The sequence below is a fragment of the Microbacterium sp. NPDC056003 genome (genome assembly GCF_042274785.1).
GTDB lineage: Bacteria > Actinomycetota > Actinomycetes > Actinomycetales > Microbacteriaceae > Microbacterium.
The window spans coordinates 1,265,866-1,290,320 of sequence record NZ_JBHJXQ010000001.1 but is presented as its reverse complement, the minus strand read 5'-3'; the positions used below and the strand labels follow the sequence as shown (position 1 = coordinate 1,290,320).

Below are 24,455 nucleotides of genomic sequence, written 5' to 3'. Positions count from 1 at the left end.
GCTCGGAATGCGTGACGCTGTTCGTCGTGGGAGGTGAACATGGAGATCGCTGCCTCGCAGTTGCCGAGGATCTGGCGGCCGGCCCTCATCGGGGCCGCGACCGTGTTCGCATGGTTCGTCCTCTCGCTGCTGCTCGGGCTCGGCTCCGGGTTCGCGCACGCGGAGGAGGGCGATGACGACGGCACGGGTCTGCTGGGTGCCGTCACCTCTGCCGCCGACCGCACGGCGGTCACGGTCACCACGACCGTGACGAGGACCACCTCCACCGTCACCGACGTGGTGAACACGGTCGTCGAGGTGGCACCCCCTCCGGCGCAGCAGCCCGTGCGGCAGGTCGCGCAGACTGCCGGTGCGACGGTGAACACCGTCACGAAGCCGGTCGTCGAGGTCGTCTCGAACGACGTCGTGGGCACCGTCACCACCCCCGTCGTGGACGTGATCATCCAGGTTCCGGTGGTCGGTGGTATCGTCACCGGGACGGGCCTCGACCAGGCCGTCACCGACGTCAGCGGCACTGTCGACGACACGATCGGCGGACTCACCGGAGCGGTCACCGACACCGGTTCCGCCATCGGTCAGCCGCCCGTCGGCACGCCCGGGCTCCCTTCGGTGACACCGGCGAATCCGGTGCTCCCGGGTCCAAACCACTCCGACCAGCCGGCCGGTGCCGAGACGCCGGTCGCCTCGGCACCGGGGCTCGGCCCAGACATGGCTGCGGCGCCCGCGATCGGCGGGGCCGCGGCATCCGCTCGTCTGCTGTTCTGGGACGGAGCGCACGAGGGCTTCGCCGCTCCGCCCGCCGCTGTCGCGTCGTCCGCGGCGTCGTCTGACGCCCGTGGACCCTCCACTCCGGCGGGAGAGCTCTGCCCGCCGACTGCTTCTTCCTCGGGACCCGGTGGTGCGGGTTCCGGCGCCTGGGCGCTCGTCGCCGTCGGTCCACTCGCCGTTCTCCGTGCCTGGGGGCGTCGTGCCGGACCGGAGGACGACCTCGCGCCGCCGGCGCCTGCAGGATCCACCGACGTCTCCCCTGACTGATCCGCTCCTCCCGCCTCCTCGAGGCGAACGAGCATCGGCGCGCACCCTCGCGCGCCACGACACATCAGTCACATCGAAGGGGAAACATCATGCGTACATTCATCAAGCGCGCCCTGGTGGGCACGCTTCTCGCCGGAGGCATCACGCTGCTCGGCGCAACGGTCGCCAACGCGGCCGAGACCACGGGGGAGGACGGACTGCTCTCGGGCACCCAGGCCCTCCTCGACGTGAACCTCCCGGTGACGATCAGCGGCACCTCGCTGTCGGTCATCGGCGACTCCTCGAGCCAGACCTCGGCCGCCACGGCCCCGGCTCCCGCACCGGCGGCCCCGGCTCCCGCACCGGCGGCCCCGGCTCCCGCACCGGCGGCGAGCACCAGCGGCCAGGACGGCGCGGCCTCGGGAACACAGGCGCTCGTCACCGCGACGGTGCCGGTCACCGTGTCGGGGAACGCGATCTCGGTCGTCGGTGATTCTTCATCGACGGATGCCGCGACCCCGGCTCCCGCTCAGCCCGGAGCGGCCGCGCCCGCGGCCGCTCCGGCGACCACGTCCGGCGCGGACGGGCTGCTCTCGGGCACCCAGGGGGTCGTGTCGGTGAACGTGCCTGTCACGGTGGGCGGCAACGCCGTCTCCGTCGTCGGCGACAGTGCCGGCGCGGACTCGGCGAGCACGGTCGGCACCCCTGGCGGCGGTTCGGCCACCGAGACGATCACGGACGGACAGGACTCGATCGCCGGCGGCACGCAGGTCGTCGCTCCCGTCGCCGTACCGGTGAACGTCGGGGGCAACGCCATCTCGGTGATCGGCGACAGCGCCAGCTCGGGCGCCACGACGGCGCCGGGTTCGACCGGCGGCGCCGGCACGGCCACCGGGGGCGATACCGACGGCACCGACTCGATCGCAGGCGGCACCCAGGTGATCGCACCCATCGCCGCGCCGGTCACCGCCGGCGGCAACGCCGTCTCGGTCATCGGCGACAGCACAACGGTCGTCCCCGCGGCGCCGGTCGACCCGACGGATCCCACCGACCCGACCGGTCCGACGGATCCCGCCGCCCCGACGGACCCGAGCGACCCGACCGACCCTGTCGGCCCGGTCAGCCCGGCCGGTCCGGCTGACCCGAACGGCACCGATGTGTCCGCTGACGGCGGCGACGTGACCGGTTCGCCGGCCGGTGCCAGCGTGACCGGTTCGCCGGCCGTGGCCGGCGCCGCCGCACTCGCCGAGACGGGAGGGATGGGCGCGCTCCCCGCGCTGCTGCTGGGCATGGTGCTGCTCGCGGCGGGCGCGACGGCGCTCGGGTCTCGGCGGCGCACGGCCTGACCCGCGCGCACAGACCAGGCGGATGTCGCGACCGGGGGGTTCGCGGCATCCGACTGCGGAGGGGCGAAACGGCGGATGCCGCGGACCCGAAGGTCCGCGGCATCCGCTCTCGTTCGCTGCGTACTATTTGGCAGCAACCACCTGCAGGGTGATCACGGCGGTGAGGTCGTCGCGCAGACGGACCGTCGCCTCGTGCTCGCCCACCGACTTGATCGGGGAGGTGATGTGGATCTTGCGCTTGTCGAGCTCGCCCAGGCCGGCGGCCTTGACGGCGTCGGCGACGGCCTCGGTCTTCACCGAGCCGAACAGACGGCCCTCGGCGCCGGCCTTGACGACCAGGCGGACCTTGTTGGACTCGAGGGCGTCCTTGAGGGCCACGGCCTCTTCGTGGACGTGGATCGCGCGAGCGTCACGGGCGGCGCGGATCGACGCCACCTGCTTCTCGCCGCCACGGGTCCACGCGACCGCGAAGCCCTGGGGGATGAGGTAGTTGCGGGCGAACCCGTTCTTGACCTCGACCACGTCACCGGCGCTACCGAGCCCGGCGACCTCATTCGTGAGAATCAGCTTTGCCATTGCGGTGCTCCTTAGCGGCCAGCGCCAGCGTAGGGCAGGAGCGCCATCTCGCGCGCGTTCTTGATCGCCTTGGCGATCAGACGCTGCTCCTGCACCGAGACACCGGTGATACGACGGGCGCGGATCTTGCCACGCTCCGAGATGAACTTGCGAAGAGTCGCGACGTCCTTGTAGTCGATGAGACCGACACGGATCGCCTTCGCGGGGGCAGCGTTCTTCGCGCCCTTCCGCGGCTTCCGGCGGTCGCCGGTTGCCTTTCCAGCCATGGGTGTTTCCTTACTGAGAGATGAGATTCAACGGATGCCGCGGCATCCGGATGTCGTTTAGAACGGGGTGTCGTCGCCGTAGGCGCCCGGGGCAGCCCACGCGTCGCCGCCACCGGCGCTGCCACCGGAGGCGTTCGACGAACCGGGGGTCGACCACGGCTCGTCGGCGACCTGCGCCTGACCACGGGACTGACCGCCGCCGCCTGCCGCACGCGTGACCTGAGCGGTCGCGTAGCGGAGCGAGGGGCCGATCTCGTCGATCTCGAGCTCGATCGCGGTGCGCTTCTCGCCCTCGCGCGTCTCGTAGCTGCGCTGCTTCAGGCGACCGGTCGCGATGACGCGGGAGCCCTTCGTCAGCGAGCCCGCGACGTGCTCGGCGAACTCGCGCCACACGCTCGCGCGGAGGAACAGCGCTTCGCCGTCCTTCCACTCGTTCGCCTGGCGGTCGAAGTTGCGCGGCGTCGACGCGATCGTGAAGTTCGCGACGGGGAGACCGTTCTGCGTGTAGCGCAGCTCGGGATCAGCCGTGAGGTTGCCCACGACGGTGATGATCGTCTCGCCGGCCATCGTCGTTACGCGTCCTGCTTGACGGGCTTCGCGGGACGGGCGGCCTTGCGGGCGGCCTTCTCGTCGGCGCGGGCCTTCTCGGACGCGATCATGGCGATCGCCTCTTCGGCGCGGAGCACCTTGGTGCGCATGACCTGCTCGTTGAGGTTGAGCTGACGGTCGAGCTCCTGAGTGGTCTCGCTCGTAGCGGTGAAGTTCACGACGGCGTAGATGCCCTCGGTCTTCTTCTGGATCTCGTACGCCAGACGGCGGCGACCCCAGATGTCGATGTTCTCAATCGAGCCACCATCGTTGGTGATGACCTTGAGGAACTTGTCGAGGTTCGGAGCGACCTGGCGCTCGTCGATCTCAGGGTTCAGAATGACCATGAGTTCGTACTGGTGCGTCACTAACCCACCTCCTTCGGACTTGAACGGCTGTCGGGCATTTCCCGGCAGCAGGAGGGTGTGTTGCACGTCATCCGGCTTCCCGCGCACAGGGGCGCGTGCGGACAACCCTCCTATGGTACCGGATGCCAGGTCAGCCGCCGAATCCACCCGCATCTCCGCCGCCGGCCTCGAGCAGCTCGAGCACCCACGCCCGGTCGGCATCGCGCGACGGCGTTGCAAGCGGGTACTGCGCGGGCGTCGAAGAGAGGGAGATCGGATGCCGCACCCCCGGCGTCTGGGCCTCTCCGGCGCCGATCACCGGGTCGAGGCCGAGGAGGCGCGCCCGCTCAGCCCGGCGAGCGGCCCTGTTCCGCCTTCCCGTGCCGAGACGACGTCATCGCGACGAGACGCCCCTCCGGAGCCGACGTCTCGTCGCGATCGCGTCGTCTCGCCGCCCGAAGAAGGGGCGGGGGAGGGAGGAGGGGAGGGGGCGGGCGTCACCGGAAGGCCCCGATGCCGGTGAGGTGCTGCCCGAGGATCAGCGTGTGCACCTCGTCCGTGCCCTCGTAGGTGCGCACCGACTCGAGGTTCGCGGCATGGCGGATGGGCGAGTTCTCGAGCAGCACGCCGTCGCCGCCCAGGATCGTCCGCGCCTCGCGCGCGATGGCGATCGCCTCCCGCACGTTGTTGAGCTTGCCCAGCGACACCTGCGCCGGAGTGAGGGTGCCGGCATCCTTCGCCCGTCCGATCTGGAGGGCGAGCAGCGCACCCTTCTGCAGCTCGACGACCATGTTCACGAGCTTCTGCTGCGTCAGCTGGAACGACGCCAACGGCACCCCGAACTGCTGTCGACGCAGCGCGTGACGCAGCGCGACCTCGTAGCTGTCGCGGCCCGCGCCGAGTGCTCCCCAGACGATGCCGTACCGCGCCTCGTTGAGTGCCGAGAACGGACCGCGCAGGCCGCTGGCCCCCGGAAGGAGAGCGGATGCCGGCAGCCGCACGTCGTCGAAGTGCAGCTCGGCCTGGATCGACGCCCGCATCGATCCCTTCGGCTCGAGCACCGTCGCCTCGAAACCGGGTGCATCGGTCGGCACGAGGAACCCGCGCACTCCGTCGTCGGTCTGCGCCCACACGACGACGAGCTGGGCGATCGTCGCGAGACCGATCCAGCGCTTGGCGCCCGACAGGATCCAGTCGGCACCGTCGCGGCGTGCGAAGGTCGTCATGCTCGAGGGATCGGATCCGGCGGTCGGCTCAGTGAGTCCGAAGGCGCCGATCACCTCGCCGGATGCCATGCGCGGCAGCCATTCCTGCTTCTGCTCCTCCGATCCCCACCGGTGGATCGAGCCCATGGCGAGCGAGCCCTGCACCGACACGAAGGTGCGCAGCCCGGAGTCGCCGGCCTCGAGCTCGAGCGCGGCGAGGCCGTACTCCACGTTGCTGCGGCCGGGGCATCCGTAGCCCTTCAGGGTCATTCCGAGCACACCGAGCTCGCCGAACCCGCGCGCGAGTTCCACCGGGAAGTGCGCGCGATCGAACCAGCCCGCGATGTGCGGGCGGATCTCGTCGTCGACGAACGCGCGCACGCGGTCGCGGGTGGCCCGCTCGTGGTCGCTCAGCAGCGCGTCGATTCCGAGGATGTCGGATGCCTCGCGCAGCGCCTCGAGGTCGTCGGGGTTCCGGGGCTCCATCGCCGCCTCCTCTGGGGTTCTCGTCGCCCATTCTGCCGGGAGGGGCTGCGTCGGCGTGCCCGGGTAGCGTGAAGGCATGACCCTCCCGAGCGCAGCGACGGCCCCGTCCTACCCGTTCGACGCGCGGCCTCTCGTCGAGCCTGTCGACGCGGCCGAGGCGCGCGCGTACGCCAAGCGGCTTCGCGAGAGCGGTCGCGTGCCGGGGATGTTCACCGGATCGAGTGCCGTGGTCCTGGTGGTGGTGGGCGTCTTCGTCGTGGCGTTCGGGTCGGTGTTCGTCACGATGTTCGTCTCGATCTTCACGTCGCTCGCGGGCGCCGTGGGCGAGGGCGGCGGCTTCACCGGTGCCCTGTTCGGCGTGCTGCCGTTCCTGGTGATCGGCGTGGCGATCACGCTCGCGGTCGTCGGCTTCACGGCCGCCGGGCGCACCGCCGCCGTGAGGATGTTCCGGCTCGACCGCTTCGCGCGCGCCAACGGGATGAGCTACCAGCCCCGGTTCGACAGCCCCGGACTGCCGGGCATGATCTTCAGCATCGGCAGCGCCCGGCAGGCCAGCGACCTCGTGCGCGGCGACCGTCCGCGTTTCGTCGAATTCGCGAACTACCGCTACACCACCGGGTCCGGCAAGAACAAGACGACGCACACCTGGGGCTACGTGGCGGTGAAGCTCGACGTGCCTCTGCCGCACATCGTGCTCGACGCGAAGGGCAACAACGGCATCTTCGGGTCGAACCTGCCCGCGACCTTCGACAAGGACCAGCGCCTGAGCCTGGAGGGCGACTTCGACGAGTACTTCTCGCTCTACTGCCCGCAGGGTTACGAGCCCGACGCCCTCTACCTGTTCACGCCCGACATCATGGCGCGTTTCATCGACAACGCCGCGGCACTCGACGTCGAGATCGTCGACGACTGGCTCTTCCTCTATGCGAAGCGCGACTTCTCGACGCTCGACCCGGCGACGTGGGCATGGCTGTTCTCGGTGGTCGGCGCCCTGCTCGACAAGTTCGCGCAGTGGGCGCGCTGGCGCGACGACCGGTTGCGCGCGCAGGCGCAGGTGAGGACGGATGCCGCGACCGCGGCGTCGATCGGGGCCGGGGACGCGGCATCCGCTGTGCCCTTCGTCGCTCCGCTCGATGCGCTGCGTCCGCCGCCGGGCGTCGCCCCGCAAGGACGCCGGCTGCAGCGCGGCGTGCCATGGGTGTCGATCATCGCGATGGGCGCCGTGGTGCTGTGGTGGATCGTCTCGCAGACCGGCGTGCTCGGTCTGTTCTTCCGCTGAGACCCGGCCGCGTACCTGGGCGCGCCCGGCGCCACCCTGCCGGGCGACGTGCGTCAGTCCGCAGCGACCTGCGGTGCCAGCCCGAAGTGCGTGAGCTCGGCATCGTCGAGCATGCGGCTGCGGATGATGAACCGGTTGCCCGTGGGGCCCTCGACGCTGAACCCTGCGCCGCGGCCCGGCACGACGTCGATCGTGAGGTGGGTGTACTTCCAGTACTCGAACTGCGCCGCAGAGATGTAGACCTCGATCGCGTCGTCCAGCCCGACGTCGAGCGACCCGAGGCGCACGTCCGACGGGCCGACGAGGAACATCCCGACCGGGAAGCACATCGGTGCGCTCCCGTCGCAGCATCCGCCGGACTGGTGGAACATCAGCGGGCCGTGCTGCGTCGTGAGCCGACGAAGAAGGGATGCCGCAGCATCCGTCACCGCCACCCGTGAGCGGATGCGGGTCTCGGCGTCTGTCATCGCGGGTCCTTTCGCGGCGTCGTGCGACGTGGGTCGCCGGAACTCGGACAACCCGGATGGAGCGCGTGGGATCGCTCCACCCGGGCAGGTCCGATCAGAAGAAGCCCATCGCGCCTTCGGCGTACGACACGAGCAGGTTCTTCGTCTGCTGGTAGTGGTCGAGCATCTTGAGGTGGTTCTCACGGCCGATGCCGGACTGCTTGTACCCACCGAACGCCGCGTGCGCGGGGTACTGGTGGTAAGTGTTCGTCCAGACGCGTCCGGCCTCGATTGCGCGACCGGCGCGGTAGGCCGTGTCTCCCGAGCGGCTCCAGACGCCGGCGCCCAGGCCGTACAGCGTGTCGTTGGCGATCGAGATCGCGTCGTCGAAGTCGTCGAACGACGTGACCGAGACGACCGGCCCGAAGATCTCCTCCTGGAAGATGCGCATGTCGTTCGTGCCCTCGAACACCGTCGGCGCGACGTAGAAGCCCTCGCTGAGGTCGCCGCCGAGGTCGACCCGCTCGCCGCCCACGAGCAGCTTCGCGCCGCCCTGCGTGCCGATGTCGATGTAGGACAGGATCTTCTCGAGCTGGTCGTTGGATGCCTGCGCGCCGATCATCGTCGCCGGGTCCAGCGGATTGCCCTGCACGATCTTCGATACGCGCTCGAGCCCGTCGCCGAGGAAGCGGTCGTAGATCGAGCGCTGGATGAGCGCGCGCGACGGGCAGGTGCACACCTCGCCCTGGTTGAGCGCGAAGAAGGTGAAGCCCTCCAGCGCCTTGTCGTAGTACCCGTCGTCCGTCGAGCGGGCGACGTCCTCGAAGAAGACGTTGGCGCTCTTGCCGCCGAGCTCGAGGGTCACCGGGATGAGGTTCTGCGACGCGTACTGCATGATGAGGCGGCCGGTGGTGGTCTCACCGGTGAAGGCGACCTTGCGGATGCGCTTGTGCTGAGCGAGCGGCGCCCCCGCCTCGATCCCGAAGCCGTTCACGATGTTCACGACGCCGGCGGGGAGGAGGTCGCCGATGATGTCGAACAGGAACAGGATGGATGCCGGCGTCTGCTCGGCCGGCTTCAGCACGACGCAGTTGCCTGCGGCGAGCGCGGGCGCGAGCTTCCACGTCGCCATGAGGATCGGGAAGTTCCACGGGATGATCTGGCCGACCACACCGAGGGGCTCGTTGAAGTGGTAGGCGACGGTGTCTTCGTCGAGCTGGCTCAGCGAACCCTCCTGCGCGCGCAGCACGCCGGCGAAGTAGCGGAAGTGATCGACCGCGAGCGGGATGTCGGCGGCCAGCGTCTCGCGGACGGGCTTGCCGTTCTCCCACGTCTCGGCGACGGCGATCTTCTCGAGGTTCTGCTCGATGCGGTCGGCGATCCTGTTGAGGATCACGGCGCGCTCGGCGGGGGTCGTGCGCTTCCACGACTCGAACGCCTTCCACGCGACGTCGACGGCGCGGTCGACATCTTCCACGGTGCCGCGGCCGACCTCGGTGAACGGCTTGCCGTTGACGGGGCTGATGTTCTCGAAGTACTGGCCCTTGATCGGCTCCACCCACTCGCCGCCGATGTAGTGGCCATAGCGGGGACGGTAGTCGGCGATCGAGCCGCGCTGCCCGGGGGCGGCGTAGACGCTCGACACGCCCTCTTCGACGATGGTCATGCTGGTCTCCTTCGACGCTGGCGCGACGGTCCTCGTCGCGTGCCGTCGAAGGTAGGCGACCCGACGTTGCATTCCGTTGCATCCTGTCGTCGGCGCACTCCGGCCCCCGCGCGATCCGGGGCGCACCGAGTCGGCGATCAGGCGTCCGCTTCGAGCTTCTCGACGCGTGCGACAAGTCCGGCGCGCTTCGGCGATCGTGCCGGCAGCATCGACAGGCAGAGCCTCAGCAGCTCGAGGTCGTCGGCCGCGGCATCCGTCTCGGAGAAGGCGAGCAGGACGTCGACGGATGCCTCGGCCAGCAGTGCTTCGCGGAGGGCGGTGCGCACCGTGGCGCGGAAGTCCTCGACACCCGGCGCGACCGAGTCGGGGAGCACGTCGCCCCGGTAGGCGGCGAGCGCCACGCGGTGGGCGCCGCGGTCGAGCAGCGAGAGCAGCCGATGGGCGTCGGTCTCGAGCTCGATCCCCAGGCGATACGGACGCGACTCGGGCACGAGCGCGGGCGCGGTGCGCTCGAGAACCTTGCGCAGGCGCACCATCTCGGCGCGGACGGTCACGACCGCCGAGGGGTCGCCGTACACGAGCTCGGCCAGCCGCTCTGCGGAGAGGCCCTGCCGGTGCACGGCGAGCATCAGCAGCAGCTCGGCGTGACGCGGCGCGAGTGCCGACACGGTCTCGGTGCCGTCGCCGTCGACCTCCAGCTGCCCGCGATCGCGTCCCAGCACGCTGAGCGCAGCACGGGTAGCGGTCACCGTGCGGGCGGTCCGGCGCGGCGCGCGCGCCGGCTGTGCGCGGGCGCGAAGCCGCGCGACCAGGAGCTCGCCCTCGATGGCGCGGGCCGTGGCATCCACCAGCAGCTGCGCCTGCGGTGAGGCGGCCTCGGCTCCGCCGGTGACATCGATCACCCCCAGCAGCCTGCGGGTCTCGGGGTCGTGCACCGGCGCCGCCGTGCACGACCACGGCTGCACCAGCCGGTTGAAGTGCTCGGCACCGTGGATCTGCAGCGACGCGTCGAGGGCGAGCGCCGTGCCCGGAGCCGACGTGCCGACGGCGTCCTCCGACCAGTTGGCGCCCTCGACGAAGCCCATGTCGCCGGTGAGGGAGCGCACACGCCGATCGCCCTCGACCCACAGCAGGCGCCCGGCCTCGTCGCCGACGGCCACGATCACGCCCGATTCGTCGGCGCCGCCCGGCAGGAGGAGTCCGCGCACCATGTCGATGACGCCCACGAGCGGATGGCTTCTGCGATACTCGGCGAGCGACTCGCCGTCGAGCTCGAGAGGCGGCAGTGCCTCGGCGCCGACGAGGTTGGCGATCGATCGCCGCCACGACTCGCGCACCAGCGCCCGCACATCGGCCAGCCGCTCATCCGCCGCGTTGCCCGCCAGGAACTCCTCGTGCGCGCGCTCGATCAGCAGGCGGGAGGTCTCGGGCGACACCCCGCGCCGCTGGGACCACGGCGATGACATGGGGCTCCGATCGACGTCGGGGAGCGTGCGTCCCAGTGTAGGCGCGCCCGGTCAGCCGCGGGCGGCCCACCACTCCCGGAGCCGGCGCTCGGCTTCGTCCTCGCCGATGATGCCCTCGTCCAGGCGCAGGTCGAGCAGGAACCGGTACGCCTCGCCCACCTCGCGTCCCGGCGGGATGCCGAGCACCTCCTGAATGCGGTTGCCGTCGAGCTCGGGCCGCATCGCGGCCAGCTCCTCCTGCGCGGACAGCTCGGCGATACGCCGCTCGATGTCGTCGTACGCGCGGGCCAGGCGGCCCGCCTTCTTGGCGTTCCGGGTGGTCACGTCGGCCCGCGTGATGATGTGCAGGCGCTCGAGCTCGTCGCCCGCGTCGCGCACGTAGCGGCGCACGGCCGAGTCCGTCCAGGCGCCCTCGGAGTATCCGAAGAACCGCAGGTGCAGCTCGATCAGGCGCGTGACGACGCCGATCGTGTCGGCGTCGAATCGCAGGGCCTGCAGGCGCTTGCGGGCGAGCCGCGCGCCCTTGATGTCGTGGTGGTAGAACGTCACGCCGCCGCCCGGTTCCAGCCGGCGCGTCGCCGGCTTGCCGATGTCGTGCAGCAGCGCCGCGAGCCGCAGCGGCACGTCGGGTGCGGCATCCGGATTCCGTGTCTTCTCCAGGTCGATCGCCTGTCGCAGCACAGTCAGCGAGTGCTCGTACACGTCCTTGTGGTGATGGTGCTCGTCGACCTCGAGCTGCAGCGCCGGGATCTCGGGCAGGAACTGCGCCATGAGTCCCGATTCGACGAGCAGGCGGATGCCGCGCACCGGGTCGTCGGTCTGCAGCAGCCGCACGAGTTCGCCGTGGATGCGCTCGGGGCTGACGATCGACAGCGTCTCGCGCAGCTCCGCCATGGCCGCCGCCGTCGCCGGGTGGACCTCGAAGCCGAGCTGCGACGCGAACCGTGCGGCGCGCAGCATCCGGAGCGGATCCTCTCCGAAGCTCACCGACGGATCGGCGGGTGTGCGCAGCCGTCCGGCGACGAGGTCTTCGACGCCTCCGGTCGGGTCGACCAGCGTGCGGCCGGGGACCCGGAGTGCCATGGAGTTCACGGTGAAGTCGCGGCGCACGAGGTCGCCCTCGAGGGTGTCGCCGAACTCGACCGTCGGCTTGCGCGTGACGCCGTCGTAGCTGTCGGCGCGGTACGTCGTGACCTCGACCTGCTCGCCCGCGACCTTCGCGCCGATCGTGCCGAACGCGCGCCCGATATCCCACTGCGCGGTGCTGATCGGCTTGACGATGCGCAGGATCTCGTCGGGCAGAGCGTCGGTCGTGAAGTCGAGGTCGTTCGTCGTGCGACCCAGCAGCGCGTCGCGCACCGGACCGCCGACGATCGCCAGGTCGTGCCCGGCGGCGGCGAAGGCGTCGGCGAGCGTCGAGACGACGGGAGACGCGGCGAGCGCGCCGAGGCGCACGATGCCCTCGGCCATGTTGAGCATGGCATCGAGCCTACCGAGCGCGGTGCGGCTGGTTGTGCGCGGGCTCGGGGGGCCGGGTCGGGGGACCGGGTTGGGCCTGGTCCGGGTCGGGCCCCATTGCCGTTGCCCGAAACAGGAGATCTGACGGAGGCAGGACAGGTTGGGCGGAATGCTCCTGTACTCGCCAGATCTCCTGTTCTGGGAGACGGGTCTCGGGGCCGGGTCGGGCCTGGCGGGCCCAGGCCGTTGCCCGAAACAGGAGATCTGACGGAGGCAGGACGAGTTGGGCCGAATGCTCCTGTACTCGCCAGACCTCCTGTTCTGGGAGACGTCCGGGGACCCCAGGCCCCGGACGCCGAACCCCGGACACCGAAGACCGGACACCGAAGGCCCGAACACGGCGGCCGGACGCGACGCCGAAGGCCGGACGCCGCGGCCGGAATCCGGGCTAGGCGAAGCGCAGGAAGCCGGTGAAGGTCAGCTCGCGAACCCTCGGCAGGAGGTCGGCACGCAGGGCCGCGGCATCCGCTTCGAGGAGTTCCGCGATCGCGTCGATCAGCACCCCCACCGGCAGGTCGCCGTCGCACGCGCCCACGAGCGCGGCGAGCCCCGGGTCGACGCCGAGTGCGCGACCGAACCCGCCGCCCTGACGGAGCTCTATCACCGTCGGATCCTCCTGCCCCGGGATGTGGTGGCGGGCCTCGGTCACGTCGGGCGAGACCACCAGAGCGGATGCCGCGAGCCCCTCGTCATCGAGCGCGGTGAGCCGGTCGTGCGCGGCGAGCGCCTCGGCCAGGTGCACGCCGAGTCCGTCGCCCGGCAGCGACTGGTGCAGCGGCTCGAAGCGCCGCAGCGTCGGCTCGCCTTCGGCGGGCCGGCGCAGCAGCAGGTAGCCGAACCCGACCTCGGTGACCTCGCGGGCCGTGAAGTCGTCGAGCCATGCGTCGATGAGCCGCGAGAACCCGGGCGTGCCGGGCAGTGTGCCGCCGTCGCGGACCCAGAGCTCCGCGTACGACAGCGGGTCGAGGCTCTCTCGCTCGACCACCCACGCGTCGAGCGGTACCGCGGACTCCTCCACCCAGCCACGCACGCGTTCGAGCCCCGGCACGCCGGCGCGCGTCTCCCAGTTGCCCAGCAGCTGCGCGACCCCGCCCGGCTCGAGGTGCCCGCCGACGCCGCGGACGAAGGCGGCGACGACGTCATCGCCCTCCATGCCGCCGTCGCGGTACTCGTACGCCGGCACGTCGGCGACCCGCGGCGTGATGACGAACGGCGGGTTCGAGACCACGCGGTCGAACCGCTCGCCGGTGACGGGCTCGAAGAGACTGCCGAGCCGGACTTCGATGCCGTCGACACCGTTCAGCAGCGCGTTGAGCCGAGTGAAGGCGAGGGCACGCTCGGAGATGTCGGTCGCGACGACGTGGTCGACCGACCGCCGGGCGCGCAGCGCCTGGATGCCGCAGCCGGCGCCGATGTCGAGCCCGCGCCGGGCGGGCGTCGGCAGCTGCAGTGCTGCGAGGGTCAGCGACGCACCACCGACACCGAGAACGTGGTCCTCGGGGAGCGGTCCGCCGAGCGCGGCCTCATCGAGGTCGCTCGCGATCCACCACGAGCTCCCGCCGTCGGCTGACGCATCGGCGTAGGACTGCGGTCGCACCACGGCGAGCGGCCGCACATCGTCGCCGTCGACCTCGGCGAGTCCGAGACGCACGAGCCCGTCGACCCCGGTGCGGGGAAGAGCGAGGGTGACGGATGCTGCGGGCTGCGGCATCCCGAGCATGAAGAGCCGCCCGAGCACCGCCACCGCGTCCGCGCGTCCACCGAGTGCGCGGTCGGCGGGCGCACGCAGGCCGCGTGCGATGGCATCGTCGGCCGCGTCGCCCCACCCGGAGCGGAGCGCCTCGGCGGTGTAGCCCGCGGAGCGCAGGTCGTCGGCCAGGTCGCGACAGCGGGCGGGATCGGGTTCGGGGAGCACGGGTCCATTCAACCCTGCGTCGCCGCGCGGCGCCCGCGTACCGGAACCTCGGAGGGTGCGACCGTAGAATCTGACTCGATCGTGCGGTCAGACATCGCACAGGAGCGAACCACACAGAATGACCGTGATCCCCCCGGGAAGGCCCGCCCGTCGCCGCGCCTCACGCGCCGCCACGGTGGTCGTGGCGATCCTGACGGCACTGGCGCTGGTGACTCCGGCGGGGGCGCTCGCCGACACGCCCACGCCGTCGCCGACCCCCGCACCGCCGATCCCCGCCGGCACGACCGCGTTCACGCTCGCGCCCATCTCGAACGGCGTCGTACGGCCCGGTGACCCGCTGGTGGTGTCGCTCACGCTCCAGAACGAAACGCTGACGCCGACCGCGCCGGTCACCGCGACACTGGCCCTCGGCCGCGCCCCGCTCGCCGACCGCACCGCTCTCGCGGCGTGGCTCGACGGCGAGGAGGCGGGCGTCACGACCCAGGCCGTCGCGACGGCCGCGATGGAGTCCGTGCCGTCGGGCTCATCGCGGGTCGCCGCCGCGCGCGTCGAAGCCGCCGACCCCGTGCTGAAGGGACTCGCGCCGGGCGTGTATCCGCTGCGCGCCACCTACGGCACGCCCTCCGGCACGGTGACGTCGACGAGCGCGATGGTCGTGCCTCCGACCGACGGCGACGAGGTCGGGATCGGCGTCGTCGTGCCGATCACCGCGGACCCGACTGCCCGTGGACTGCTCACCGCCGACGAGCTCACCGAGCTGACCGCTCCGGGCGGCGCTCTCACCGCGCAGCTCGACGGCGTCGAGGGCACGGCGGCGATCCTCGCCGTCGACCCGGCGATCCCCGCCGCCATCCGCGTGCTCGGCAGCTCGGCTCCGGAGACGGCGACGGCGTGGCTCGAACGGCTCGAGGAACTGCCCAACTCGCGGTTCGCCCTGCAGTTCGGCGACGCGGACGTCGTCCCCCAGCTCGAGTCGGGCCTCGCCCGGCCGCTCGCCCCGACATCGCTCAGCGCGTACATGCAGCCGGCGGACTTCGTTCCCGATCCCGAATCGGACTCCGACTCCGACTCCGCACCGCCACCGCAGGCCACCCCGACGCCCACCCCGACCGAGCCGGTCGACCCCGAAGCGCCGGTGTACCCGACGCTGCCCGAGCTGCTCGACATCGGCGCAGGCTCGCGCACGGCCGTCTACTGGCCGGTCGCCGGGACCGCGGGCCCGGCCGTCGTCGAGAGCCTGGGCGACATCCGGATCGACGACCAGTCGTCGCTGACCCTCCTCTCCTCCACGTCCACCGCTGCCGGCCGTGCCGGCGACACCGTGCCGGCGCACGGGCGTGCCGGCGACGCCGACCTGCTCGTCTACGACGCCGACGTGAGCGACGCCCTCGCGGCGGCGTCGGGACTCGAGGAGCCTCCGCTGCGCGGCGCAGCACTGGCCGAGGCGACCGCGTATCTGGCGTTCGCGACGGCGGAGTCCGGTGGCGCGCCGCTCCTGGTGAACCTGGGCCGCAACCCCGACCGCTCGCGTGTCGCCCTCGGCACGACGATCGGCGCCGCGACGAGCGCGCCCGACGTCACGCCCTTCACCCTCGGCGGACTGGCGAATTCCGCGGTGAGCGCGGTCGAGATCGAGGACGCGCCTGAAGAGACGGTACGAACGGACGTGGCATCCGCTCTCCTGCAGGACGAAGGCGAGCTCGCCCGGTTCGCGACGATCCTCGACGACACCAGCCTCCTCACCGGTCCGCAGCGCGCCGAGATCCTGCAGCTGCTGGGCACGGGGTGGCTGGCCGACGACGCCGGCTGGACCGCGGCGATCTCCGACCATCGGGCCGCGACAGCGGCCACGCTCGACTCGGTGGGACTCGTTCCCACGAGCGAGATCAACCTGTTCGGCTCGAACGTCGGCCTGCGGTTCTGGGTTCGCAACGACCTGCCCTACCCGGTGAACCTCGTGCTCTACGTCACGCCCGACAATCTGCGCCTGAACGTGCAGCGAGCCAATCCGCTGGTCGCCGCCGCCGGCAGCAACAGCCGCGTCGAGGTGCCCGTCGAGGCCCGCGTCGGCAACGGCGAGGTCACCCTCGAGCTGCAGCTGCGCAGCCGGGCGAGCGTCGCCATCGGCGACCCCGAGTCGGTCGACGTGAATGTGCGCGCGGAATGGGAGAGCTTCGGGCTCGCGGCCCTCGGCGTGGTCGTCGGCGGCCTGCTGCTGCTCGGCGTCGTGCGGACCGTGCTGCGTCTGCGTGCGCGCCGACGGGGAGCGGATGCCGCGGCCGACGGCGGGGGCGCCCACGAGCCGGAGGAGACGTCGTGAGCATCGGGCGGGCCAGTGCGCTGATCGGCGCCGGGACGATCGTCTCGCGCGTCACGGGATTGGTGCGGACCATCGTGCTGGTGTGGGCGGTCGGCGCGACCACCGCGGGAGGCAACGCCTTCGCCGTGGCCAACCAGCTGCCGAACAACATCTACGCGATCATCTCGGTCGGTCTGCTGAGCGCGGTCGTGGTGCCGCAGATCGTCAAGGCCGCGGCGCACGACGACGGCGGCAGCGCGTTCGTGTCGAAGCTGTTCACCCTCGGCACGGTCGTGCTGCTGGGCACGGCGGCCGTCGCGACCGTCGCCGCACCCTGGCTCGTCGTGTTCTACGCACCGGACTACGGCCCCGAGCAGCAGGCCCTGGCCACGGCCTTCGCGTACTGGTGCCTGCCTCAGATCCTCTTCTACGGCCTGTTCGCGCTGGTCGGCGAAGCGCTCAACGCGCGCCGGGTGTACGGGCCGTATACGTGGGCGCCGATCGTCAACAACGTCGTCTCGATCGCCGGGTTCCTGGTCTTCATCTGGCTGTTCGGCTCCGGCACGGCGTCGACGCAGTGGTCGCCCGAGATGATCGCCGTGCTGGCGGGCACCGCGACGCTCGGGATCGTCGTGCAGACCGGCATCCTGTTCCTGTTCTGGCGGAAGACGGGGATGCACGTGCGTCCCGACTTCCGCTGGCGCGGCGTGGGACTCGGCCAGATCGGCCGCCTCGCGGGCTGGACGTTCCTGATGGTCCTCGCGGGCCAGCTCGCCGGCGTCGTGCAGTCGCGCGTGATGTCGCAGATCCCCGAGGGCGATCCGGGGTTCTTCGTCGCCGGCAACGCCTGGCTGATCTTCATGCTCCCGTACTCGATCATCGTGCTCTCGATCGGGACGCCCTACTTCACGCAGCTCAGCGAGCACGCCGGTGCCGGTCGCGATGATGACGTCCGCGCGGACGTCGGCCGCAGCATCCGCACCCTCGGTCTTTTCATCGTCGCCGCGACCGCGGCCCTCGCGGTGGCGGCGGTGCCGATGTCGCGCATCTTCACCAACTCGCGCGAGGAAGCCGTCGGAGCAGCGGGGGTGCTGCTCTGCTACCTGGTCAGCCTCATCCCGCTCGCCGTGCTCTTCGTGATCCAGCGAACGTTCTACGCGTACGACGACACGCGCACGCCGTTCTTCTTCACGCTCGGCCAGTGCGTGATCGTCGTGCTGACGGCGCTGGCGGCGTCGTGGGCGGCGAGCGCGGAGGTGATCGCGATGTCGCAGCTCGCCGCGGCGGTGGCACTCGGCCAGTCGTTCGCGAGCGTGTGCCAGGTGATCGCCGCGACCTGGCTGCTGCAGCGCCGCCTCGGCGGATTGCGGATCGGGTCGTGGATGCTGGCGCTCGGCCGCTTCGCGCTGGCCGCGCTGCCCGCCGCCGGCGCGGGCTGGCTCACCTTCCAGCTGCTGGGAGGAACCGACGGCTGGACGGTGTCGGACAAGATCCTCGGAGTACTCGGGTCCGCCGTGATCGGCGCCGTCGTGCTGGTCGTCTACGTCGCGTTCCTGGCCCTTCTCCGCGCGCCCGAGCTGTCCGCCGCGTTGGCCCTCGCCCGGCGCGTTCTGCCCGGCGGGCGCTGACCGTGCCCGCGGAATGCTCCGCGGTTACCATGTGTTGAGCAGTACGGGGCGGAAGTGCCCTGCAACAGAAGGGGTCGCAGTGCGTCACGTCATCATCATCGGTTCGGGTCCTGCGGGGTACACGGCAGCGATCTACGCGGCACGTGCCAACCTCGAGCCGCTCGTGGTCGCCAGCTCCGTCGAGGCCGGCGGTGACCTGATGACCACCACCGACGTCGAGAACTTCCCCGGCTTCCCGGAAGGCATCCAGGGCCCCGACCTGATGACCCGCATGCAGGAGCAGGCCGAGCGGTTCGGCACTGAGGTGCTGTACGACGATGTCGTCTCGCTCGAGCTCGACGGCCCGGTGAAGAAGGTCGTCCTGGGCAGCGGTGCCGAGTACGAAGCACGCTCGATCGTCTACGCGACGGGGTCCGCGCACCGCAAGATCGGCATCGAGGGCGAAGAGCGCCTCTCCGGCCGCGGTGTGTCGTACTGTGCGACGTGCGACGGGTTCTTCTTCCGCGAGCGTGTCATCGCCGTCGTGGGCGGTGGCGACTCCGCGATGGAGGAGGCCACCTTCCTGACCAAGTTCGCGTCCAAGGTGTACGTCATCCACCGCCGCGACGAGCTGCGCGCGTCGAAGATCATGCAGGAGCGGGCGTTCGCGAACGAGAAGATCGAGTTCGTCTGGAACAGCGAGGTCGTCGACGTTCTGGGCGACGACGCGGTCACCGGTCTGGTGCTCGAGAACACCGTCGACGGCACGCGCAGCGACCTGGCGATCGACGGCCTGTTCGTCGCGATCGGCAACGACCCGCGCACCCACCTCGTCCACGACAAGCTCGAGCTCACCCCCGAAGGCACGATCTGGGTCGACGGCCGTTCGTCGCGTACGTCGGTGCCCGGCGTGTTCGCCGCGGGCGACGTCATCGACCCGACGTACCGCCAGGCGGTGACCGCAGCCGGCAGCGGAACGGTCGCGGCACTCGATGTCGAGCACTACCTCGCCTCGCTCGGCGAAGCGGGCGCCCCTGACGCCGCCGGCGACCAGATCGAAGGTCTGCCCGAGGCCGATCCCGAGCAGACCGCCGCCTGACCTCGCTGCGTCGTACTGCGGAACAATCCCGCCGCGCGGCGCGTTGTGACCGACGTACGACTTCCCATCTAAGGAGAGAACATGACCGCCAAGGCGACGACGTCCGCCACGTTCGACCAGGATGTGCTCCAGGCCGACGGCCCGGTGCTCGTGGACTTCTGGGCTGAGTGGTGCGGTCCCTGCCGCATGGTCTCGCCGGTCCTCGACCAGATTCAGGCGGAGCACCCCGGCAAGATCACCATCCTGAAGCTGAACGTCGACGAGAACCCCGACCTCGCCATGAAGTACCAGATCACGTCGATCCCGGCGATGAAGGTCTTCAACAAGGGACAGGTCGAGACGACGATCATCGGCGCCAAGCCCAAGTTCGCGCTCGAGAAGGACCTCGAGGCCTACATCGGCTGAGTCCGTTCGAAGCGTGAACCCCGCCGGCCTGCGTTCACCGCTGGTCGGCGGGGTTCTTCGTTGCATGCCGGTTGAGGCATCCATTCACTCCGGAAGAAATCCGCGAGAGGATGTCGATCCCGGCCCCTCTCGTTCGACGTACAGAATGAGGGTGCCGGAGCGCGGCCCTCCGGGTCGAGGGCCCGCAACGACGAAGGAGCAGGACATGCGTTACATGCTGATCATGCAGGTGGAGCCCGAAGCCGCGGCCAAGGCGTCGGAGGAGCTCGACATGAAGCAGGTGATCGCCGCGATGAGCGCCTACAACGAAGAGCTTCAGAAGGCCGGGGTCTTCCTCTCGGCGGAGGGTCTCTCCGATGCAAGCGAGGGATTCCGCGTCGACTTCTCCTCGGTGCCGCCGGCGGTCACGGACGGCCCGTTCGCCGAGGCTCGCGAGGTGTTCACCGGCTTCTGGATCCTCGAGGTCGCCAGTCGCGAAGAGGCCGAGCACTGGGCGAAGCAGTGCCCCCTCGGTCCGGGCGTCGCGCTCGAGGTGCGGCGGGTCAACGAGTTCGCTGACTTCGAGTCCGTCGACCCCGAGTGGGTCGAGAAGGCCCAGGAGTGGCGGGCCGCCAACGCTTGAGGGTGTGATCAGGACGCGTCTGCGCGCACCGTGGCATCCCAGCGGCGGTGCGTGTTGGCGTCGCCGAGCAGTCGCCACACGGCGCGCGTGAGCTCGGGATACTCCAGGGCGATCTGTCGCAGCACGCGATAGTGGCGCGCGGCGTTCGGCCGGGAGCCGCCGTTCGCCTCGATGTTCTCGGCGCGGAGCGTGAAGACGACGAGCTCATCGACGGTGGGCAGGTCGTCCATGAAGTCCCACGGGTCTTCGCCGGCTCGAAGTCGCTCGGCGATCACCACGGCGAGTTCGTCGGATGCCTCGGCACGCAGAAGCTCGAGACTGGCCCGGCGGCGCGGGGTCTGGTCTGCGTTCGGCACCCATCAAGGGTACGACGCCGCATCGACCTCAGGCCGCGTTCCACGCCTACGCTGACATCATGACCGACGTCGACGTGCACGCCCGCCGCGCGGTCGAGGCGGTCTGGAGGGCCGAGTCCGCGCGGATCGTCGCCGCGCTGACCCGCCACACCGGCGACTTCGCCTGGGCGGAGGATCTCGCGCAGGATGCACTCGTCGAAGCCGTCGCGAAGTGGCCGGCGGACGGCATCCCCGACAATCCCGGAGCCTGGCTGCTGTCGGTCGCCAAGCGTCGGGCCATCGACGGGTGGCGGCGGCGTGAGCGCCTCACCCAGCGTGAGCCACTGCTCGCCGTCGATGTGCGGGACGCCGAACGAGTCGACTCGGTGCCCGAGCTCGCCGATCCCGACCGCATCGACGATGACGTGCTGCGGCTGGTGTTCGTCGCGTGCCACCCGGTGCTCTCCGCCCAGGCGCGGCTCGCTCTGACCCTGCGCACGGTGGCAGGTCTCACCACCGACCAGATCGCGCGCGTGCTGCTGATGACCGTGCCGACCGTCCAGCAGCGGATCGTGCGGGCGAAGCGCACCCTGGCCGATGCGGGCGTGCCGTTCGAGGTGCCCGACCGTGCCGAGCGTCCGGCGCGTCTCGCCAGCGTGCTGCAGGTGATCTATCTGCTCTTCACCGAGGGCTACGCCGCGGCGGAAGGCGATCGTCCGGTGCGGCCCGAGGTGGCGCGCGAGGCCGTGCGGCTCGCGCGACAGCTGCACGCACTCGCGCCGGACGAGCCCGAGGTCGATGCGCTCATCGCCCTGATGGAGTTCCAGTCGTCGCGGTTCACCGCCCGCATCGACCGGGACGGCCTGCCGCTGACCCTGGGCGAGCAGGACCGACGCCGGTGGGACCGTTCCGCCATCGCACGTGGACGAGAGGCGATGAGGAGAGCGGATGCCTCGCCCCGCGGGCTCGGCTACTACGGTCTCCAAGCGTCGATCGCCGAATGTCACGCGATCGCCCCGTCGTTCGACGAAACGGACTGGGACCGCATCCTCCGGTTGTACGACGCGCTGGTGATGCTCGCGCCGACTGCTGTCGTGCGCCTCAACCGAGCCGTCGCCTTCTCGATGGTCGAGGGGCCGGAGGCGGCGCTGCACATGGTGGACGCGCTGGAGCCCGAACTCGGCGACTTCCGGCCGTTGCGGGCGGTGCGCGCCGAACTGCTCGAACGGATGGGGAGATCGGATGCCGCGGCCGCCGATTTCCTGGCGGCGGCGGCGTTGCCCGGCAACGACGCCGAAGCGACCGTGCTCAGGCGGCGGGCCGCCGCTCTTCGTACGGACGCGGAACAGGGTGCGGCCGGCTCGGAGGTCGATCGGGCTGTGCCGTAGCCGGCTGGCTCAGGCCGGGCCGTAGCCGGTCGGCTCAGGCGGGGCGGTAGTCGGTCGGCTCAGGCGGGGCCGACGGGGGTGAGACTCAGGCCGGGCCCCCGAAGCCGGTCTCGCCGAGCTCCTCCAGGATGCGGTTGAGGTCCTGGATGGACGCGAAATCTATGCTGATCTGGCCTTTACGCGCAGTCAGAGAGATCCGGACGCGGGTGTTGAGGCGATCGCCCAGGCGCTCGGCGACTTCGTCGAGGTGACCGCGGCGCGCGCCGGCGGTGGGCTTCGACGGGCGGCGGGCCCCGGCATCCGCCATCTTGGCCGCAGCCTCGGCGGAGCGCACCGACAGATCCTCGTTGACGATCTTGTCGGAGAGCCGCTGCATGGCCTCCGGGGTGTCGAGCGACAGGATGGCCCGGGCGTGGCCGGCGGTGAGCACGCCGGCGGCGACGCGCTGCTGCACCGGCACCGGGAGCTTCAGCAGGCGGATCGTGTTGCTGATCTGGGGGCGCGAGCGGCCGATGCGGCTGGCGAGCTCCTCCTGGGTGATGCCGAAGTCCTCGAGGAGCTGCTGGTAGGCCGATGCCTCTTCGAGCGGGTTGAGCTCCGAGCGGTGGAGGTTCTCGAGCAACGCGTCGCGCAGCAGGTGCTCATCCGCCGTCTCGCGGACGATCGCCGGGATGGATGTGAGGCCCGCCTCGCGCGCGGCACGGGTGCGACGCTCGCCCATGATGAGCTCGTAGTCGCCGTCCTCGTTCGCGCGGACGACGACCGGCTGCAGAACCCCGAACTCGCGCACGCTGTGGACGAGCTCGGCGAGGTCTTCGGGGTTGAAGTGCGTCCGCGGCTGGCGCGGATTCGGCACGATCGAGTGAGGGTCGATGTGCGTGAGGCGCGCGCCGGGAACCTGTACGAGGTCCTCGGTGGGCGTGTCGTCGGGCGTCGCGTCGGTCTCCGCCCCGGCGGGAGCGTCGTCGGTGGCGACGGCGCGCGGGAAGAAGACGTCCGAAGGGCGGTCCTCCGCCGGTTCCGTCGTCGGGATCAGCGCGCCGATCCCCCGTCCTAGGCCTGTGCGCTTGGCCATCAGGCTCCCCCTTCGATCTTCGATTCGACGTGCTGTTCCGCGGCGCTCTCGCCCGCGGCACTCTTCACCGCGACGGGCTGACCGTCGCGGCGGATGATCTCGACGGCTGCTTCGCGGTATGCGATCGCGCCGGCCGACTGCCCATCGTAGGCGATGACGGTCTGGCCGAAGCTCGGCGCCTCAGACACACGCACCGAACGCGGGATGACGGTGTCGAGCACTTCCTTGGCGAAGTGCTCGCGCACCTCCTCGGCGACCTGCTGCGCGAGACGGGTGCGACCGTCGTACATGGTGAGCACGATCGTGCTCAGGGTGAGGCCCGGGTTGAGGTGCTTCTGGATCATGCGGACGGTCCCGAGCAGCTGGCTCAGGCCCTCGAGCGCGTAGTACTCGCACTGGATCGGGATGAGCAGCTCCCCCGCGGCCGTGAACGCGTTGATCGTGAGCAGACCCAGAGACGGCGGGCAGTCGATGAGCACGAAATCGATGTGCTCATCGAGGTTCGCGAGGTACTCGTCGAGTGCCGTCTTGAGACGGTGCTCACGGGCGACCTGCGAAACGAGCTCGATCTCGGCCCCGGCGAGGTGGATCGTGCTGGGCGCGCACAGCAGATTCGGCGATTCCGGGCTGACCTGCACGATGTCGGCGAGCGGGAATTCGTCGATGAGCACGTCGTAGACGCTCGGGATGTCGGCGGTGTGGGGCACTCCCAGTGCCGTCGACGCGTTTCCCTGTGGGTCCAGATCGATCACGAGCACCTTGGCCCCGACGGAGGCCAGGGCAGCCGCAACGTTGACGGTGGTCGTCGTCTTGCCGACGCCGCCCTTCTGGTTCGAGACGGTCAGCACGCGGGTGCGACCCGTGAGTTGAACGTCCGCACTCTCGAGCGCACGGCGTCGTGCGGAGAGGTCGGCGAGTTCACGTGCGAGAGGGGTGTCGTCGAACGAGAAGGGTGCCGCGGCCGCCGACTCGTCGGGCTGTTTCACGTGAAACACTCTCCCTCTCGCGAGCGATCAACAACGCCATCCACTCTATCCCGCCCTCACCCCATTCCCGTTCTCTCCCCTCTCCCTCGCGCCGGTCGAGTAGGCGCCCAGCGCCATATCGAGACCCCCTCCGCCCTCCCGCCCGCGCCCGCCGGTCGAGTAGGCGCGCAGCGCCGTATCGAGACCCCACTCCACCTTCCCGCCCGCTCCCGCCGGTCGAGTAGGCGCGCAGCGCCGTATCGAGACCCACCCCACCCTCGCCAGATCTCGATACACGCGCGTCGCGCGCACTCGATCAGCGGACGCGCCCACTCTCTCCCGCCGGTCGAGTAGGCGCGCAGCGCCGTATCGAGACCCACCCCACCCTCGCCAGATCTCGATACACGCGCTTCGCGCGCACTCGATCAGCGACCCGGCCATACGCTTCCCGCCCGTCGAGTAGGCGCGCAGCGCCATATCGAGACCCACCCAACCCTCACCAGATCTCGATACACGCGCTTCGCGCGCACTCGATCAGCAAC

At 70.7% G+C, this 24,455-nt stretch carries 23 protein-coding genes; 9 read left to right on the top strand and 14 right to left on the bottom strand.

What is annotated here, in order from left to right; all coding sequences use genetic code 11:
- The first annotated feature begins 39 nt into the window (after nucleotides 1-39).
- On the top strand, nucleotides 40-1,035 hold the full coding sequence (locus ACFC1W_RS05950) for a hypothetical protein (RefSeq protein WP_375989788.1): 996 nt from the start codon (nucleotides 40-42) through the stop codon (nucleotides 1,033-1,035).
- A gap of 89 nt (nucleotides 1,036-1,124) precedes the next feature.
- Nucleotides 1,125-2,360, top strand: a complete 1,236-nt coding sequence (locus tag ACFC1W_RS05945) for a hypothetical protein (RefSeq protein WP_375989786.1) — start codon at nucleotides 1,125-1,127, stop codon at nucleotides 2,358-2,360.
- A gap of 123 nt (nucleotides 2,361-2,483) precedes the next feature.
- Here the strand turns inward: ACFC1W_RS05945 and rplI are convergent, their stop codons facing one another.
- The 6 genes from rplI to ACFC1W_RS05915 form a co-directional block, all read right to left on the bottom strand.
- Nucleotides 2,484-2,936 (bottom strand): 50S ribosomal protein L9, encoded by a 453-nt coding sequence (rplI, locus tag ACFC1W_RS05940; RefSeq protein WP_191764912.1) that lies wholly within the window; start codon nucleotides 2,934-2,936, stop codon nucleotides 2,484-2,486.
- A gap of 11 nt (nucleotides 2,937-2,947) precedes the next feature.
- Nucleotides 2,948-3,202 carry a 30S ribosomal protein S18 gene (rpsR, locus tag ACFC1W_RS05935; RefSeq protein ID WP_045301896.1) on the bottom strand — a complete coding sequence of 85 codons (255 nt, stop codon included), beginning with the start codon at nucleotides 3,200-3,202 and terminating at the stop codon, nucleotides 2,948-2,950.
- A 57-nt stretch (nucleotides 3,203-3,259) separates the two neighbouring features.
- The gene (locus ACFC1W_RS05930; RefSeq protein ID WP_375989783.1) at nucleotides 3,260-3,769 is read right to left on the bottom strand and encodes a single-stranded DNA-binding protein; all 510 of its coding nucleotides are present in this window, start codon (nucleotides 3,767-3,769) and stop codon (nucleotides 3,260-3,262) included.
- Between the two features lie 5 nt (nucleotides 3,770-3,774).
- Nucleotides 3,775-4,158, bottom strand: coding sequence for a 30S ribosomal protein S6 (gene rpsF, locus ACFC1W_RS05925; RefSeq protein ID WP_191764917.1), 384 nt, complete (start codon nucleotides 4,156-4,158; stop codon nucleotides 3,775-3,777).
- Nucleotides 4,159-4,288: 130 nt separating this feature from the next.
- The gene (locus ACFC1W_RS05920; RefSeq protein ID WP_375989781.1) at nucleotides 4,289-4,456 is read right to left on the bottom strand and encodes a hypothetical protein; all 168 of its coding nucleotides are present in this window, start codon (nucleotides 4,454-4,456) and stop codon (nucleotides 4,289-4,291) included.
- A gap of 178 nt (nucleotides 4,457-4,634) precedes the next feature.
- Nucleotides 4,635-5,828 (bottom strand): acyl-CoA dehydrogenase family protein, encoded by a 1,194-nt coding sequence (locus ACFC1W_RS05915; RefSeq protein WP_375989778.1) that lies wholly within the window; start codon nucleotides 5,826-5,828, stop codon nucleotides 4,635-4,637.
- A 76-nt stretch (nucleotides 5,829-5,904) separates the two neighbouring features.
- On the opposite strand from ACFC1W_RS05915, the gene ACFC1W_RS05910 reads away from it, so the two are divergent.
- Nucleotides 5,905-7,107 (top strand): hypothetical protein, encoded by a 1,203-nt coding sequence (locus tag ACFC1W_RS05910; RefSeq protein WP_375989775.1) that lies wholly within the window; start codon nucleotides 5,905-5,907, stop codon nucleotides 7,105-7,107.
- Nucleotides 7,108-7,160: 53 nt separating this feature from the next.
- Here the strand turns inward: ACFC1W_RS05910 and ACFC1W_RS05905 are convergent, their stop codons facing one another.
- The 5 genes from ACFC1W_RS05905 to ACFC1W_RS05885 form a co-directional block, all read right to left on the bottom strand.
- Nucleotides 7,161-7,574, bottom strand: a complete 414-nt coding sequence (locus ACFC1W_RS05905) for a DUF779 domain-containing protein (RefSeq protein WP_375989773.1) — start codon at nucleotides 7,572-7,574, stop codon at nucleotides 7,161-7,163.
- 94 nt (nucleotides 7,575-7,668) lie between these two features.
- The gene (locus ACFC1W_RS05900) at nucleotides 7,669-9,219 is read right to left on the bottom strand and encodes an aldehyde dehydrogenase family protein (RefSeq protein ID WP_375989771.1); all 1,551 of its coding nucleotides are present in this window, start codon (nucleotides 9,217-9,219) and stop codon (nucleotides 7,669-7,671) included.
- Between the two features lie 137 nt (nucleotides 9,220-9,356).
- Nucleotides 9,357-10,685, bottom strand: coding sequence for a GAF domain-containing protein (locus tag ACFC1W_RS05895; protein WP_375989768.1), 1,329 nt, complete (start codon nucleotides 10,683-10,685; stop codon nucleotides 9,357-9,359).
- Nucleotides 10,686-10,736: 51 nt separating this feature from the next.
- Nucleotides 10,737-12,164, bottom strand: a complete 1,428-nt coding sequence (locus ACFC1W_RS05890; protein WP_375989765.1) for a CCA tRNA nucleotidyltransferase — start codon at nucleotides 12,162-12,164, stop codon at nucleotides 10,737-10,739.
- Between the two features lie 427 nt (nucleotides 12,165-12,591).
- Nucleotides 12,592-14,118 carry a methyltransferase gene (locus ACFC1W_RS05885; RefSeq protein WP_375989763.1) on the bottom strand — a complete coding sequence of 509 codons (1,527 nt, stop codon included), beginning with the start codon at nucleotides 14,116-14,118 and terminating at the stop codon, nucleotides 12,592-12,594.
- Nucleotides 14,119-14,236: 118 nt separating this feature from the next.
- Here ACFC1W_RS05885 and ACFC1W_RS05880 point away from each other — a divergent pair, with 118 nt between their 5' ends.
- The 5 genes from ACFC1W_RS05880 (at nucleotide 14,237) to ACFC1W_RS05860 (ending at nucleotide 20,150) form a co-directional block, all read left to right on the top strand.
- Nucleotides 14,237-16,438: a DUF6049 family protein gene (locus ACFC1W_RS05880; protein WP_375989760.1), complete on the top strand. Its 2,202-nt coding sequence runs from the start codon at nucleotides 14,237-14,239 to the stop codon at nucleotides 16,436-16,438.
- The gene (gene murJ / locus ACFC1W_RS05875; RefSeq protein WP_375989758.1) at nucleotides 16,435-18,045 is read left to right on the top strand and encodes a murein biosynthesis integral membrane protein MurJ; all 1,611 of its coding nucleotides are present in this window, start codon (nucleotides 16,435-16,437) and stop codon (nucleotides 18,043-18,045) included. Before ACFC1W_RS05880 ends, murJ begins: the two co-directional genes overlap by 4 nt.
- Before the next feature lie 79 nt (nucleotides 18,046-18,124).
- On the top strand, nucleotides 18,125-19,123 hold the full coding sequence (trxB, locus tag ACFC1W_RS05870) for a thioredoxin-disulfide reductase (protein WP_375989755.1): 999 nt from the start codon (nucleotides 18,125-18,127) through the stop codon (nucleotides 19,121-19,123).
- An 81-nt stretch (nucleotides 19,124-19,204) separates the two neighbouring features.
- On the top strand, nucleotides 19,205-19,528 hold the full coding sequence (trxA, locus tag ACFC1W_RS05865; RefSeq protein ID WP_191764942.1) for a thioredoxin: 324 nt from the start codon (nucleotides 19,205-19,207) through the stop codon (nucleotides 19,526-19,528).
- 205 nt (nucleotides 19,529-19,733) lie between these two features.
- A complete protein-coding gene (locus tag ACFC1W_RS05860; protein WP_375989751.1) occupies nucleotides 19,734-20,150 on the top strand; it encodes a YciI family protein in 417 nt (138 codons plus the stop codon).
- 8 nt (nucleotides 20,151-20,158) lie between these two features.
- Here ACFC1W_RS05860 and ACFC1W_RS05855 read toward each other — a convergent pair whose 3' ends face one another.
- Complete coding sequence (locus ACFC1W_RS05855) at nucleotides 20,159-20,506, bottom strand: tryptophan synthase subunit alpha (protein ID WP_375989749.1); 348 nt, start codon at nucleotides 20,504-20,506, stop codon at nucleotides 20,159-20,161.
- Between the two features lie 59 nt (nucleotides 20,507-20,565).
- On the opposite strand from ACFC1W_RS05855, the gene ACFC1W_RS05850 reads away from it, so the two are divergent.
- Nucleotides 20,566-21,873 carry an RNA polymerase sigma factor gene (locus ACFC1W_RS05850; RefSeq protein ID WP_375989747.1) on the top strand — a complete coding sequence of 436 codons (1,308 nt, stop codon included), beginning with the start codon at nucleotides 20,566-20,568 and terminating at the stop codon, nucleotides 21,871-21,873.
- 85 nt (nucleotides 21,874-21,958) lie between these two features.
- On the opposite strand, the gene ACFC1W_RS05845 is transcribed toward ACFC1W_RS05850, so the two are convergent.
- Together ACFC1W_RS05845 and ACFC1W_RS05840 are read right to left on the bottom strand one after the other, a co-directional pair.
- Nucleotides 21,959-22,948, bottom strand: a complete 990-nt coding sequence (locus ACFC1W_RS05845) for a ParB/RepB/Spo0J family partition protein (protein ID WP_375989744.1) — start codon at nucleotides 22,946-22,948, stop codon at nucleotides 21,959-21,961.
- The gene (locus ACFC1W_RS05840; protein WP_375989741.1) at nucleotides 22,948-23,934 is read right to left on the bottom strand and encodes an AAA family ATPase; all 987 of its coding nucleotides are present in this window, start codon (nucleotides 23,932-23,934) and stop codon (nucleotides 22,948-22,950) included. Before ACFC1W_RS05840 ends, ACFC1W_RS05845 begins: the two co-directional genes overlap by 1 nt.
- Between the last annotated feature and the right edge of the window lie 521 nt (nucleotides 23,935-24,455).